Annotated in this window: 12 protein-coding genes; 11 read left to right on the forward strand and 1 reads right to left on the reverse strand. The window is 68.7% G+C overall.

Annotation, left to right across the window (positions count from 1 at the left end; translation table 11 throughout):
- Position 1 precedes the first annotated feature (1 nt).
- From G4H71_RS10865 to G4H71_RS10880, 4 genes are read left to right on the forward strand one after another with little or no spacing between them, the layout of a single operon-like run.
- Positions 2 to 1,156, forward strand: coding sequence for a carbon-phosphorus lyase complex subunit PhnI (locus G4H71_RS10865; protein ID WP_072738771.1), 1,155 nt, complete (start codon positions 2 to 4; stop codon positions 1,154 to 1,156).
- Positions 1,156 to 3,042, forward strand: a complete 1,887-nt coding sequence (locus tag G4H71_RS10870) for an alpha-D-ribose 1-methylphosphonate 5-phosphate C-P-lyase PhnJ (protein WP_083343286.1) — start codon at positions 1,156 to 1,158, stop codon at positions 3,040 to 3,042. Before G4H71_RS10865 ends, G4H71_RS10870 begins: the two co-directional genes overlap by 1 nt.
- 8 nt (positions 3,043 to 3,050) lie before the next feature.
- Complete coding sequence (locus G4H71_RS10875; protein ID WP_072738882.1) at positions 3,051 to 3,818, forward strand: ATP-binding cassette domain-containing protein; 768 nt, start codon at positions 3,051 to 3,053, stop codon at positions 3,816 to 3,818.
- Positions 3,815 to 5,047 (forward strand): alpha-D-ribose 1-methylphosphonate 5-triphosphate diphosphatase, encoded by a 1,233-nt coding sequence (locus G4H71_RS10880; protein WP_072738770.1) that lies wholly within the window; start codon positions 3,815 to 3,817, stop codon positions 5,045 to 5,047. The genes G4H71_RS10875 and G4H71_RS10880 overlap by 4 nt, the downstream gene beginning before the upstream one ends.
- Here G4H71_RS10880 and G4H71_RS10885 read toward each other — a convergent pair.
- Positions 5,031 to 6,446 (reverse strand): HNH endonuclease signature motif containing protein, encoded by a 1,416-nt coding sequence (locus G4H71_RS10885; RefSeq protein WP_185280456.1) that lies wholly within the window; start codon positions 6,444 to 6,446, stop codon positions 5,031 to 5,033. The genes G4H71_RS10880 and G4H71_RS10885 overlap by 17 nt on opposite strands.
- Before the next feature lie 133 nt (positions 6,447 to 6,579).
- Between G4H71_RS10885 and G4H71_RS10890 the strand changes: the two genes are divergently transcribed.
- The 7 genes from G4H71_RS10890 to G4H71_RS10920 all read left to right on the forward strand — a co-directional run bounded on the left by G4H71_RS10890 (position 6,580) and on the right by G4H71_RS10920 (position 14,009).
- Positions 6,580 to 7,014, forward strand: a complete 435-nt coding sequence (locus tag G4H71_RS10890) for a VOC family protein (RefSeq protein WP_072740322.1) — start codon at positions 6,580 to 6,582, stop codon at positions 7,012 to 7,014.
- Positions 7,015 to 7,232: 218 nt separating this feature from the next.
- Positions 7,233 to 8,180 (forward strand): phosphate/phosphite/phosphonate ABC transporter substrate-binding protein, encoded by a 948-nt coding sequence (locus G4H71_RS10895; protein ID WP_072740321.1) that lies wholly within the window; start codon positions 7,233 to 7,235, stop codon positions 8,178 to 8,180.
- Between the two features lie 222 nt (positions 8,181 to 8,402).
- The gene (locus G4H71_RS10900; RefSeq protein ID WP_072740320.1) at positions 8,403 to 9,374 is read left to right on the forward strand and encodes a phosphate/phosphite/phosphonate ABC transporter substrate-binding protein; all 972 of its coding nucleotides are present in this window, start codon (positions 8,403 to 8,405) and stop codon (positions 9,372 to 9,374) included.
- Between the two features lie 63 nt (positions 9,375 to 9,437).
- Positions 9,438 to 10,301 carry a phosphonate ABC transporter ATP-binding protein gene (gene phnC / locus G4H71_RS10905; protein ID WP_083343153.1) on the forward strand — a complete coding sequence of 288 codons (864 nt, stop codon included), beginning with the start codon at positions 9,438 to 9,440 and terminating at the stop codon, positions 10,299 to 10,301.
- A 102-nt stretch (positions 10,302 to 10,403) separates the two neighbouring features.
- Entirely contained in the window at positions 10,404 to 12,026 is a 1,623-nt protein-coding gene (gene phnE / locus G4H71_RS10910; RefSeq protein WP_371843061.1) for a phosphonate ABC transporter, permease protein PhnE, read from the forward strand.
- Between the two features lie 37 nt (positions 12,027 to 12,063).
- The gene (locus G4H71_RS10915) at positions 12,064 to 12,858 is read left to right on the forward strand and encodes an inositol monophosphatase family protein (protein ID WP_072740319.1); all 795 of its coding nucleotides are present in this window, start codon (positions 12,064 to 12,066) and stop codon (positions 12,856 to 12,858) included.
- Between the two features lie 71 nt (positions 12,859 to 12,929).
- Entirely contained in the window at positions 12,930 to 14,009 is a 1,080-nt protein-coding gene (locus G4H71_RS10920) for an ABC transporter ATP-binding protein (RefSeq protein WP_072740318.1), read from the forward strand.
- Positions 14,010 to 14,136 lie beyond the last annotated feature (127 nt).

Below are 14,136 nucleotides of genomic sequence, written 5' to 3' on the forward strand. Positions count from 1 at the left end.
CATGGGATATTCGGGAGCACGCGGCGGGCTCGACGCCATCCTCGCCGCCGAGAACCTGGTCCGCGGCGCCAGGAACCACGACCCTGCGCCGTGGTTGACCACCCACCAGATCACCGGCCGGATGCGCCTGGCCGTCGACCGGGTCATGGGCGAAGGCAGCCTCTACCACGAAGACACCGCCGCCGATGCGCTACGTCAGGCCGAGGGCGACATCATCGAGGCCACTCACCTGGTGCGTGCACACCAGTCGACGATGCCGCGGCTGGCGGTCAGCGAGCCGATCGATCCCGACGAAATGGTGGTCCTGCGCCGCGTGGTTCCCGCGCACCGCACTCCGGACGGACCCCAATTGCTGGGCCGCACCAGCGACTACACGGGGCGGATGCTGGACCGTGACCCGCGTCCGGGCGGCCCGGTGGTACCCGAGAGCGGATTCGAGGAACAGGAACGCTCGTCACAGGACCGCCACCCGCGGCGATTCTCGGAATGGCTTCGTGAGCAGGATCTGCTCGTGGACCACCGGCCCACCGAGCCGCACAACCCCACCGAACCGCACAGCACAGGGCCGGGCACCGACGAGCCCTTCGACCTGACGCGGCACCCGGCGCGGCCACCGGCGCCCCGCTCCGCCGTACTGGCGAGCATGGCCCGGGCCGAGACCGGTTCGTTGATCGGGACCTGGTACCGCTCGATCCGCGGTACCGAGGGGAACTTCCACGAGGTGACCCTCGGCGAGGTCCGGCACGGCCGCCTGCCGCTACGGGTGCGTCACCCCCACACCGGAGAGTCGGTGCTGCTCGGTCACGTCCGTGCCTCCGAATGCGAGGCCATCGAGGACCTCGACGGCCCGGACGAGGATCGGAGCCGGTTCGACGTCGGCTACGGACTGTGCTTCGGGCACAACGAACGCAAGGCCATCGCGATGGCGAATCTCGACATCGCCTGCCGCCGGTTCGGCGATGCCGACGGGCTCGAGCAGGTCCTGCTGCTCACCACCGACGGTCTCGATTCCTGTGGCTTCCTGGAGCACCTCAAGCTGCCGCACTACGTCACCTTCCGCTCGATGATCGACCGCAAGCGAGCCGTCCGCGGGGTCGACGGACAGCTCGACGCTGTCGCCGAGCGCACCGCCGAACCTGTCGGAAGGACCTGTTGATGAGTATCGTCCCCGCGGCCACACCCACGGCCGCCGCCCCGTTCGCACCCACTCGAGGTAGTGAACATCCCACCACCGCTAAGGTTCTGGACGATCTGGATGCCCTCGCCCATGTGCGGGGAATCCTCGACGAGGGATCCAAGCGAGAGATCCGCCGCGCCACTCTCGCGGCCGTCTGCATCCCCGGCTATCAGGTGCCGTTCGGTTCCCGCGAGATGCCGGTTGCCCGCGGGTGGGGGTCCGGCGGCCTGCAGATCACCCTGGGCCTGCTGGGCGCCGAGGACGTCGTCAAGGTCATCGATCAGGGCGACGACGACGGCGTCAACGCCACCAACCTGCGCCGCCTGATCGTCGACAGCGAACGATGCGAACAGACCCAGGACACCCGGGATGCCACGGTGGTGCAGAGCCGTCACCGTGTCCCCGAGGAGCCCATGGGCGACAGCCAGACGCTGGTGTTGCAGGTTCCGGTCGCCGAACCGCTACGCGGAGTGCAGAAGTCGGTGGCCGAGTGCGCTCGCATGCACTCCGAGGCGGACTACTCGCTGATGTGGGTCAGCCTCTACGAGGACCTGGTGCGCAACGGGGTCATCACCAAGACCACGGGATACCCGGTCCTCGTCGCCGGCCGGTACGTCATGGCGACCACCCCGATCCCGCGCTGGGACGTTCCGCGCCTGAATGATTCGCCGCACCTGACACTGTTCGGAGCCGGCCGCGAGAAGCGCATCTACGCTGTCCCGCCGTATACCACCGTGGAGCCGCTCACCTTCGACGACGTCCCCTACGAGGTCGAGGGAGACGGAGTCACGGCCTGCGTTCGGTGCGGATCGACGGACACCTTCCTGGTGGAGGCGCCGGGCGGGCGTCAGGCGTGTAGCGACATCGAATGGTGCACCCGGACCCTCGACGGCGACGTCGACGCCGAGCGACACACGGAGGCAGCGCCGCTCCGCTTTCTCCCCGATCCGTCGCGACGGGTGCGGACCGCGTATGCGGTCGATCGTGGAGGGTCCGCTCCGGAGGCGCGCCCGGTGCCCGCGACCCCGGACGGCTGGACGCTGGCCGCGCGGGGAGTCGGCAAGATCCACGGCCCGGGCGGAGCCGAGGCCGTACCGGGCACCGGACCGGACACCGGCACCGCGATCAGTCCGAGGACCGGCGGAATCGTCGCGGCTTGGGACGTCAGTTTCGATGTCGCGCCCGGAGAGGCGCTGGGCCTCATCGGCGAATCCGGTTCGGGTAAGTCGACGGTGCTGCGGTGCCTGGTCGGTGAGGAGATCGCGACAGCGGGCGCGATGTACCTCACCACCGTCGAGGACGGGAACCGTAACGTCTTCGAACTGGGCGACGCCGAGCGACGCGCGTTGCGTATCGACACGCTGGGCCTCGTCCACCAGAACCCCGCCGACGGCCTGACCATGACGGTGTCCGCGGGCGGCAACATCGCCGAGCGGCTCACGGCGGCGGGATGGCGGAACTACCACCAGATCCGGGACCGAGCCGCCTCCCTGCTCGAACAGGTGGAGGTTCCCCTCGACCGGATGGACGACCCGGTGCGCACCTTTTCCGGCGGCATGCGACAGCGGGTGCAGATCGCCAAGGCCCTCGCCACCGACCCGCGGGTGCTGCTCTTGGACGAGCCGACCACCGGGCTCGACGCCTCGGTCGCCGCGGGCGTGCTGGATCTGCTGCGGCGTCTGCTGGCCGAGCGGGACACGGCGGCCGTCGTCGTCAGTCACGACTTCGCGGTCATCGAGGCTCTCACCGACCGCAGCCTCGTGATGAACGTCGGCCGGGTCGTCGAGTCCGGCCTCACCGATCAGCTGTTCCAGGACCCCCACCACCCCTACACCCAGCGGCTCGTCGCCGCGGCGCGAAGGTGAGCTTCTCCATGACGGATCCAACCTCGAACGAGCACCCCTCCCGGCACGGCGTCCTGTCGGTCCGCGATCTGCGGAAGACGTTCACGTTGCACACCATCGACGGCCGCACGGTCACCTCACTGCACGGTGTGGACCTCGACGTCGCCGCGGGTGAGCACGTCGCACTCGCCGGACCGAGCGGCGCGGGAAAGTCGAGCCTGCTGCGGTGTGTGCACCGCAGCTATCTGCCCGATTCCGGAACGGTCACGCTGCACACCGAGGACGGCCCGGTGGAATTGACGGCGCTGGACGATCGCGCAATGGCGCGGCTACGGGGGCGCGAGCTCGGTTACGTCTCGCAGTTCCTCTCGGCGCCGCCACGGACCGGGCCGTGGGAGGTCGTGGCCGCATCGGCCCGTCGGCGCGGACTGACCGGGCCGGAGGCGAGGGAGGCGGCCGCCGACGCGCTGCGCCGACTGGCGCTCGACGAGGCGCTGTGGGACGTCGACTGCAGTGTGCTGTCCGGTGGTGAGCGCCAGCGGGTCAACATCGCGGCCGGCACCGTGCATCCGCCCCGGCTGTTGCTGCTGGACGAGCCGGTGTCGGCGTTGGATCCGGCCAATCGTGAACGTGCGCTGGAGTTGATCGCGTCGTTGTCCGCAGGAGGCGTTGCGGTTCTCGCGGTCTTCCACGACCTCGATGCCATGCACCGGCTGGCCTCTCGGGTCATTCGTTTCAGTGAGGGACGTATCGCGCAGCAAGGCAGTCCACTCGAGGTGTTGGGAGTCGCAGCATGAGTACATCAGTTCCCGTCCGGCAGCCGGCCTGGTCGCTCGAGCAGGCCCCGGGCGACTACGTCCTCGGACACGTCCGCGCCGTGTTGCCGGACCGGATCCTCGACGACGCTCGCGTCGTGGTCCGCGACGGGCGGGTGGCCGAGGTCGGCCCCGCTCGCCCCGGCGTGCGGGTCGATGTCGACGGTGGCGGGTTGTTCTGCCTGCCGGGTCTGGTGGACGTGCATTCCGACGGTCTCGAGCGTGAACGCCTACCCCGTCCGGGGGCGGAGCTTCCGTGGATGTTCGCGATGATGTCGTTCGAGGGCAAGCTGCGTGCCGCGGGAGTCACGACGGTGTTCCACGGTGCGTCGTTCTCCGACCGTGAGGCGGCGAAGAACCAGCGCAGTGTGCATGCCGCGCTGGAGATGTGTCAGGCGATCGATGCGTGGAACGAACGGGAGGTCGACGGGAGGCTCGTCGATCACCGCGTGCTCCATCGGCTCGACGTCCGTTCGGCGCCGGGACTGTCGGCGATGCGTGAGCACTTCGATGCGCAGATCGCGGCGGGTCGGATCGACGACCGGGTGCCTGCGGTGATCTCGCACGAGGACCACACCCCGGGGATCGGGCAGTATGCCGACCGGACCTTCTACGAGCGCTATGTCGCGGGTATGCGCGGTATCTCGGTGGACGAGGCGCGTTCGCACGTGGACGAGGTGGTACGCACCCGTGAGGGCAACCTGCCGGTGCGGGAGGAGGCGATGGACTGGCTCGCCGGGTGTGCGGGAGCGGGTCTGGCGATGATCTTCGGCCACGATCCGGAGTCCGCCGTCGAGATCGCCGATCTGGCGCGTCGGGGCGGAAACGTCGCCGAGTTCCCCACGACGGTGGAAGCGGCACGCGAGGCGCGATCGCGGGGAATGTCCGTGGTGATGGGCGGGCCCAACATTTTGCGGGGCGGTTCGCATTCCGGGAACGTCTCGGCGGAGACGCTGGCCGCGGAGGGACTCGTCACCGCCCTCGCTTCCGATTACCTGCCCTCGTCCCTGCTGGGGGCGGCTTTCGCACTGGCGCAGCGGCGTACGCTGCCGCTGCATGCGGCTGTCTCACTGATCACGAGCGGACCCGCGACAGCTGTCGGCTTGGCGGACCGGGGTGCGTTGGAACCCGGACAACGAGCGGATCTGGTGATCGTGGGCCTCGAACACGACTGCCCGGTGGTGCGTTCGGTGCTCAGGGCCCGCTCCTGATTCGGACGCGCCTGTGCCTCGCCGCTTTCCGGATCTCTTTGCGTTCGTGGCACATCGGCTGTCGGCTTCCGGGAATCGGTTCTCGTGCCGGGTCGACGCTCGCCGGTGGGGTGAATACCGGGTGCCTGGTCTTGCCGATCGTCACTTCCCAGTCCGTGGTGTGGAGTAGTCGGTGGTGGGTGCCGCAGAGCAATACGAGGTTGTCGAGGTCGGTGGGTCCGCCGTCTGCCCAATGCGTGATGTGGTGGCCCTCGCACCAGGCGGCGGTTGCTCCGCAGCCGGGGAAGGCGCAGCCACCGTCGCGGGCGGCGAGGGCTGTGCGTTGGGCCCTGGTGACGGTGCGGTGGGTGCGTCCCACACTCAGCGGGGCGCCGTGCTCGTCGAGGATGATCGCCGTCACCTGCGCGTCACACCCCAACAAGCGTGCGGTGTTGATCGTGAGTGGCCCCATCCACGGCGACCACGCAATACCCCGCCGATCCGCGAGATCGGCAAGGTCGGCCATGTCATCCGCGTCGTCCGTGCTGTCCGCGTCGTCCGTGCTGTCCGTGCTGTGGGGGTCCTGTGGGGGCCGCGTGTTCGGTGCGGCACCCGCGCCGGCATGCCGGCGGGCAGATTCTTCCCGCCGGTCCTGGCCGAGGTCCCGCGCGTGTACGTGTACCGACAGGTGCGGACGTTCCCCACCCTCGACCCCCAACTCGCCGAACGCGAGGAGCATCGACAACAACTGGGCGAGCCCGTCCGCGCGACGTCGGGACGGTGTGCGCGGGTCACGTGTCCCGTCCGCTGCGGGTTGTGGGGCCGAGTATTTCGACAGGGCGGTCAGCAGCATCTCCCCGGTCACTGCGTCCACGTCACCACGAATCGCGACCCGACCATTCAACGTCTTCGACACATACAGCTCGTTACGGTCGGTGTCCTCACTGGCGGGCTGGTCGTCGGTTTCGAAGATCGCCTCCAACTTCGCAATCGCCATGCGGACTCCGTCGGTACGCGCCAACGGCCCGTCCGCCGCCGCCAGCAACGCCGCCACACACCCCGGTAGTGCCTCCGCGGGCATGCCTTTCGGGGGCTTCGTGCAGAACCGGACGATCAGCAACGCGTGCTCGAACGCGATCCGACCTTCATCGAACGCCTCCGCTACCGCGGGATGCTCGGCCAACCCGGCACCGAGTTCCACGATCCGCCCCGCCGCACCCGGCGACACCACCGTCACCGACGACAACCACCCCTTCGTCGACGCGAACCCGTGATCCTCCCGCGTACACCGACGTTCCACCTCGGCGACCACAGCGACCCGCTGCGCCTCCCACACCGCGATCTTCGCGCTCAACGCGACAGCGTCACACAACAACTCACGAGTGGTCCGTTGCCGGAAACGATCCCCCTGGTACCCCATACACGAACATTACCTCGAAAGAATGTTCGATTCAAGGAGGATTTCTGCGCCTGCGCCTGCGTCTCCGCCGGCTCGAGGTGCGCGCCGGTAAAACCGCTTGGTCGGCCTGCCTCGTCGTTCTAGGGTGACCCGCATGGCATCGGTCAGGCAGGTCCAGGTCACTTTCGACTCCGCTGATCCCGAGCGCCTCGCGTACTTCTGGTGCGAGATTCTCGGCTATGTGGTGCCGTCGCCACCTGGCGGGTTCGCGACGTGGACGGACTACGACGCAAGCTTGCCCGTCGAGTCCCGAGGCCGGGCGTTCGTCTGTGGCGACCCGACGGGCGTGGGCCCGCGGCTGCACTTCCAGCGAGTCCCCGAGGGGAAGGTGGCAAAGAACCGGGTGCATCTCGACGTCCGTGTCGGCACCGGGTTGGTCGGGGACGAGCGCCTGGCCGCGCTGGAAGCCGAGTCCGACCGGCTGGTCGCGCTCGGTGCTGTGCAGGTGCGCGTGTTGCACGCCGACGGCGTCGATGAATCCTGCATCGTCATGCGGGACATCGAAGGCAACGAGTTCTGTCTGGACTGAACGCGTCCTGGACTGAACACATCGGGCGCCCGGTCGCGACCTCCACCGCGCACACGGGACAATTCGCCCGTCTCGATCCGACACGTTGTCGGTCCGTTCATTCCTTCGTGCCCACGAATTCGGCGTGAACCGGGACGCTTTCGTCGAACCGCGCAGTGAAGCGCGGGTCTCCGCCGCCGAGGGGTGAGTGCCTCGGGGATCGTCGAGGGAGTGAACTGATGGGTACAACTCTGCGCACAGCCGGGTGCGTTGCCGGCGTGCTCGTGTCGACCGCGGTGATCGCGGCCTGTGGTAGCAGCGCCGCCGAGAGCGCCGAGCCGGCGGCGGACACACGCGACAAGCTTGTGTTCGCGGCGATTCCCTCGGAGGAATCCCAGAGCCTGCAGCAGCGCTACCGGCTCGTCATCGAGGTCATCGAAGACGAAACGGGTTTGCCGGTCGAGTTCCAGAACGCCACCGACTACGCCGCCGTCATCGAGGCGCAACGCGCGGGTAAGGCGGACATCGCCGGGTACGGTCCGTTCTCCTATGTGACGGCGCGTGATTCGGGAGTGGGGACCACGCCGGTCGCCTCCGCCGTGGACGCCGCGGACATCGATCCCGGCTACTACGCCTACGGAATCGCGCATCCCGGCGCCGGAATCTCCGGTCTGGCAGACATGCGGGGAAGGAACGTCTGCTTCGTCGACCCCGCGTCGACCTCCGGCTACCTGTATCCGTCCGCCGGCCTGGTCGGCGCCGGGATCGACCCGGCCACCGATCTGAACGCCGTGTACGCCGGGGGCCACGACGCCGTCGTGTTCGCGGTGGCCAGTGGCCAGTGCGATGCGGGCTTCGCCACCCAGACGATGGTCGAGGAGACCCTTCCCGGCAAGGGGCAGCTCGAGGACGGCGACGTCCAGGTCGTCTGGACGTCGGAACTGATCGCGGGGAGCCCGATCACGATCTCCGACCACCTCCCGGCGGACCTGCGCGATCAGCTCACCGACATCTTCCGGACCAAGCTGACGCGCCCGGCGCTCGTGGAGGCCGGCTACTGCGACGACGAGGCGTCGTGCGATCTGCCGGATTCGACCGGCTACGGCTACGTGCCGATCGACGATTCCCACTTCGCCGGCGTGCGCGAGGTGTGCGCGACCACCCGGGCCCAGGCCTGCACGGGCTAGCCGACCAACGGCGGGTACGGCTGGACGCGCTGACCTTTCCGCTCGTGTCTGGGGACAACCTCACGCGCCCGCCCAGGTCCGTTTCGCAGGAATTCACCCTGGGTTGCCGCCGTATTCGTCGCCACCCAGGACGCTGATGTCCCGAACGCGTATATCCGACGCGCGCCGTGTCGAGTGTCCCGTGCATCGGCACCGGGACGACAATCGAGGAGACGACTTTCCATGGGTAGCAATGTGCGTCGATCGTTCGGCGTGGCCGGCTGTGTGGCCTCTGCCGCCGCGGCCGCCCTGGTCCTGACCGCCTGCGGCACCAGTGCCGCGGACGAGACATCCGACTCGGGTGCCTCCGGCTCCGGGGACTCCGGCACGCTGGTCCTCGCGTCGATCCCGTCGGAGGAGTCGCAGAGCCTTCAGCAGGAGTACCAGCTCGTCGCGGACGTCCTCGAGAAGGAGACGGGTCTGACCGTCGAGTTCCAGAACGCCACCGACTACGCCGCCGTGATCGAGGCGCAGCGCGCGGGCAAGGTCGACATCGCCGCCTACGGCCCCTTCTCGTACGTCACCGCCAAGGACTCGGGCGTCGCCACCACTCCGATCGCAGCGCTCGTCGACGCGGAAGGCGAGAGCCCGGGTTACGAGTCGTATGCCATCACCACGCCCGGATCCGGAATCTCGTCGCTCGCGGACTTCCGTGGCAAGACCGTCTGTTTCGTGGATCCGACGTCGACGTCGGGATACCTGTACCCGTCCGCCGGCCTGATCGAGGCGGGCGTCGATCCGAGGACGGACGTCACCCCCGTGTTCGCCGGCGGCCACGACGCCGCCGTGCTCGCCGTGGTGAGCGGCCAGTGCGACGCCGGATTCGCGTACGACACGATGGTCGACAAGACGCTGCCGGAGAAGGGGCAGATCGCGCCCGGCGACATCGAGGTGCTGTGGAAGTCGGAGACCATCGCGGGTAGCCCGATCGCCCTCAGCGACAGTCTCTCCCCTGAACTGAAGGACCAGATCACCTCGATCTTCCGGGACGAGTTGAACATCCCGAACCTCGTGGCGAAGGGGTACTGCACCGACGAGGACTCCTGCCGTCTCCCGGAGGCCAGCGAGTACGGGTACGCCGCCGTGGACGATGCGTTCTTCGACGGCGTGCGCAAGGTCTGCGAGGTCACCGAAGCCGACGCCTGCAAGCAGTAGTCGCTTCCGTGCAATAGCCGCCTGCCCGAATCCCCGAACTCCCGACAGCCAGGAGAATCCGCCATGATCCACCGCGAGAAGGCCGCCCACCGCGAACAGGACCGCGAACGACCCCGCGAGCGACCTGGCATCGGCGAGTCCATCGACCGCATCCTCGCTCCGTCGATCGCTCTCGACGGCGTCACCAAGGACTTCGGGCCCCGGGTTCGGGCACTCGACGACGTGTCGATGACCGTCTTTCCCGGAGAGGTGGTCACGCTCCTGGGCCTGTCGGGATCCGGAAAGTCCACGCTGCTGCGTCTGCTCAACGGACTGCACGTCCCGACCGGCGGAACGGTGTCGGTACTCGGTCAGGACGTCGGCACGGCGCGGGGCGGCGAGTTGCGTGCACTGCGCCGCAAGGTCGGGTTCGTCTTCCAGCAGTTCCATCTCGTCGGTTCCATGTCCGCACTGGAAAACGTCTGCGCCGGGGCTCTCGGATCTCTCCGAGGGCCCCGGATCGGTCTGCTCACCTATCCGCGGTCGGTGCGCCTGGCCGCCATGGAGCAGCTGGATCGGGTGGGGTTGGCGGACCAGGCATTCCAGCGTGCGGACACGTTGTCGGGCGGCCAGCAACAGCGGGTGGCCGTCGCTCGCGCGCTGGTGCAGCGGCCCCGGATCCTGTTGGCGGACGAGCCCGTCGCCTCGCTCGATCCGGAATCCTCCGCTCAGGTCATGGCCTTGATCTCCCGGGTGGCGTCGGAAGACGATCTCACGGTGCTGTGCAGCCTGCACCAGGTCGAGCTGGCACTGTCCTTCGGACATCGGCTGATCGGCCTGCGTGCCGGGAAGATGGTGCTGGACAAGCCGGTATCGAGCATCGGCAAGACCGAGACCATGAGCATCTACTCGTCGGTCGCCGCCGCGTCCGCACCTCAACCGGTCTGAGGCGGCGTGCCCGTCCTACTCCCCGAGCGTCCCTCGGACACGGACTCGGCCACCGTTCGTACCGTCCGGCCACCGTCACTGCGGGCGTTCGGCGTCGCGGCAGTGCTGCTCGTCTGGTTCGCGGCGTCGGTGTGGTCGATCATCGAGCTACGGATAAACATCGCCACGTTCGCCGACAGTATCGGCAACGCCGCGAATTTCGTCTCCCGGATCTTCCCCCTCGACTTCCCGCCGCTCGGCGAGATCCTCGCCATGACGGGTCAGACCCTCGCCATCGTCACGTGTGCGACCGCGCTGTCGGTCGTCCTCAGCTTCGGTGTGTCCCTCGCGGCCGCCCGCAACACCTCGCCGGGTACTCCGTGGCGGTGGGCCGCCCGCGCCGTCATCGTCGTCACCCGCGCGATCCCCGAGATCGTCCTCGCAATCCTGTTCCTGCGCATGTTCGGGCTCGGCGGGCTGGCGGGCATCCTCGCACTGGGCATCCACTCGATCGGCATGGTCGGCAAGATGTATGCCGATGCGATCGAGGACACCGACGCGGGCCCGCGGGACGCGTTGCGTTCGGCCGGCGCGACGTGGTGGCAGCAGATCAGTGGCGCGGTGGTGCCCCAGGCCATGCCCGCCTTCGTCGCCACCGCACTGCACCGGTTCGACATCAACCTGCGGGCATCGGTGATCCTCGGCTATGTCGGCGTCACCGGCATCGGCATGGAACTCTCGCTCGCGATGCGCACCCTCGACTACTCGCGGGGGATGGCGCTGGCACTGTTCGTCGTCCTCCTCTGCATCGCAGTGGAACTCGTGTCGGGTGCGGTCCGTTCGTCACTGCTGGGCGAGCAGGGCAGTGGTTCCCGACGGCCCTGGTGGCGCCGGATCGGACGGTCGAGCTGGGTCACCGAGGGGCCGCGCCGGACGGGCGCGCGGAGGGACGCGAACGGGCAGTTCCGGGTCACCCCGCCGTGGACGCCGCAGCGCATCCGCACCACGGTGTACGGGGGCCTCGCGGTGGTGGCGCTGGTGGCGTCGATCTGGGCGTCCGGCATCGACTTCTCTCGGACGGTGGACGGACTCGCGACGACCGGCCCCACGCTGGCGCTGTTCTTTCCCCCCGGGACCGGCGGGATCTGGAGTGAACTCCTCGCGCAGCTGGTGGTCACCGTGCAGATCGCGCTGGCCGCTACCCTGCTGGGCCTGATCCTCGCCGTGCCGGTGGGGATCCTCGCGGCCAGGAACGTGTCTCCCTCGCCGGCTGTCGCCAAGGGCTTCCGCATCTTCATCGTCACCGTGCGCGGCATACCGGACCTCATCATCGCGATCATCTTCATCGTCATCACCGGTCTCGGCGCGACCGCGGGTGCGCTCGCACTCTCGGTCGGTGCCGTCGGGCTGTTGAGCAAGCTGATCGCCGATTCGCTCGAGGAGACGGACGTGCGGGTGCAGCACGCGGTCGCGGCCGGCGGTGCCACCCGGTCGCAGACATTCGTCGCGGCGACCCTGCGCCAGTCCGCTCCCGCCCTCGTCGCGCACCTGTTCTACCAACTCGACGTCAACGTCCGGGCCGCCACCCTGCTGGGCGTCGTCGGCGCCGGTGGTATCGGCTTCTACCTCATGAACGCCGCGCGGGTCATGCAGTTCGACGTCGTCACGACGATCGTGCTCATGGTGTTCGCGGTGGTGATGACGATCGAGGCTGTCGCCATGTGGCTGCGCCGGGCCATGTCGTGACCCGGCCGGGCGCCCACACCGACCTCACGGAGGAAGCATGATGATCTCGGAAACCATTCGTACCCAGGCGCACCCGGCGCTGCTCGTCACCGCGGACGCCGCCACGGCGGCCTACCGGAGAGCTGTCGACGGATACTCGCGGGAGAAGCTTCGCTCGATCGAGATGGAGGGCGCGGACGGCACGCCGACGATGTTCGTCGACGTCCTGGTCGAGGACGCGATCATCGCCGCCGCCCGGAGCATCGGGGTCAACGTGCTGTCCGAGGAACGAGGCTGGGTCGACGTCGGGTCGTCGGTCACCCTGGTGGTGGACCCGGTGGACGGGTCCGCGAATGCCGCAGCCGGAGTACCGCTCTCGTGTTTCAGCGCCGCCGTGGTGGAGGACGGCGAGTTCTCCGAGGCGCTGACCAGTTGGCTGCACACCGACGAGCGCTGGTGGGCGTCCCGCGGCTACTCGCCGTACCGGACGAGCGGGTGCACCGGTGTCGCCGAGGCCGCGGTGTCGATGCTGCGCCCCCACCGGCGGAACTGGGACGCGTGGACACGGGTCGCCGAACGTGCGAGCCGGGTGCGCATCCTCTCGTGCAGCACGATCGACGCCGCATTCGTCGCGACCGGCGCGGTGGACGCGTTCGTCGACGCCGGGAGCGACACGCATCGGCTCATGGACATCGCCGCCGCGGTCGTTCTCGTCGGCGCGTCCGGCGGGGTGGTGCTCGACGCCCGGGACCGGCCCATCGAATTCGACATCGACCTGACCCGCCGGTGGAGCGGCATCGTGGCCGCCACCGAGGAGCTCGGAGAGGAACTGCGCGGCCTCATCACCGCGTGATCGAGCGGCACACCTGGGGGCCGTCGGCCCCCGGAAGGTACATTCTCAGTCACCTACGGTGAAGGAGTGCCATGGCCCCGGTGACATTCGACCGCGCCACCTGCTTGTTTCCCGGGTCGGACCGTCCGGCGGTCGACGGCCTGGAACTGGAGATCGAGGACGGCGAGTTCCTCGTCCTCGTCGGCCCGTCCGGATGCGGGAAGTCGACGTCTCTGCGGATGCTCGCCGGGCTCGAACACGTGCACGGTGGCCGAATCCTCATCGGTGACAAGGACGTGACCGGTCAGGAGCCCAAGGAGCGGGACATCGCGATGGTGTTCCAGAATTACGCCCTGTATCCACACATGTCGGTGGCCGAGAACATGGGCTTCGCCCTCAAGCTCGCGGGGCGCACCAAGGCGGAGATCCGCGAGCGGGTCGAGAACGTCGCGCGGATGCTGGACCTCGAGCCCTACCTGGACCGCAAGCCCAAGGCACTCTCGGGTGGGCAGCGGCAGCGGGTCGCCATGGGCCGGGCGATCGTGCGCGAACCGCAGGTGTTCCTCATGGACGAGCCGCTGTCCAACCTCGACGCGAAGCTGCGAGTGCAGACCCGTGCGCAGATCGCACAGCTGCAACGCCGCCTCGGCACCACCACGGTCTACGTCACGCACGACCAGGTCGAGGCGATGACGATGGGCGACCGGGTGGCCGTACTCGACCACGGGGTGTTGCAGCAGTGTGCCTCTCCCCGCGAGCTCTACCACCACCCCGCGAACCTGTTCGTCGCCGGATTCATGGGTTCGCCGTCGATGAACCTGTTCACGATGCCGCTCGGCTACGAGGGCATCGAGTTCGGCGGGTCCGTCATTCCGTTGCCGCGACAGCTGCGTGGGGACGCGGGCGAGAACGAGGTCGTCGTCGGCATCCGGCCCGAGCATCTCGAGATCGTCGGTGACGGCACCGGTATCGCGGTGGAGGTCGACGTGGTCGAGGAACTCGGCTCGGACGCCTTTCTCTACGGACGCGCCACCGTCGCGGGCACGTCGCAGGAGATCGTCGCCCGCGCGGACTGGCGGCGTCCGCCGTGCAAGGGCGACGTGGTGAACCTGCACGTAGATCCCTCGCAGGTCCATCTGTTCTCCGCGGTCGACGGGCGTCGACTCGGTTGATCGCAGGGTGGCGGCAGTGCTCATGACCGATTCAGGGCGGCGGAATGTCGTGTTCTCGCCGTGTTCCGTGCCACAGTATGGTGCGATATCGCGCCCGCGCGGCGGCCTCGTCGTGCCGGGCGTGCGC

Origin of the sequence: Rhodococcus triatomae (genome assembly GCF_014217785.1) — a bacterium.
Classification (GTDB): domain Bacteria; phylum Actinomycetota; class Actinomycetes; order Mycobacteriales; family Mycobacteriaceae; genus Rhodococcus_F; species Rhodococcus_F triatomae.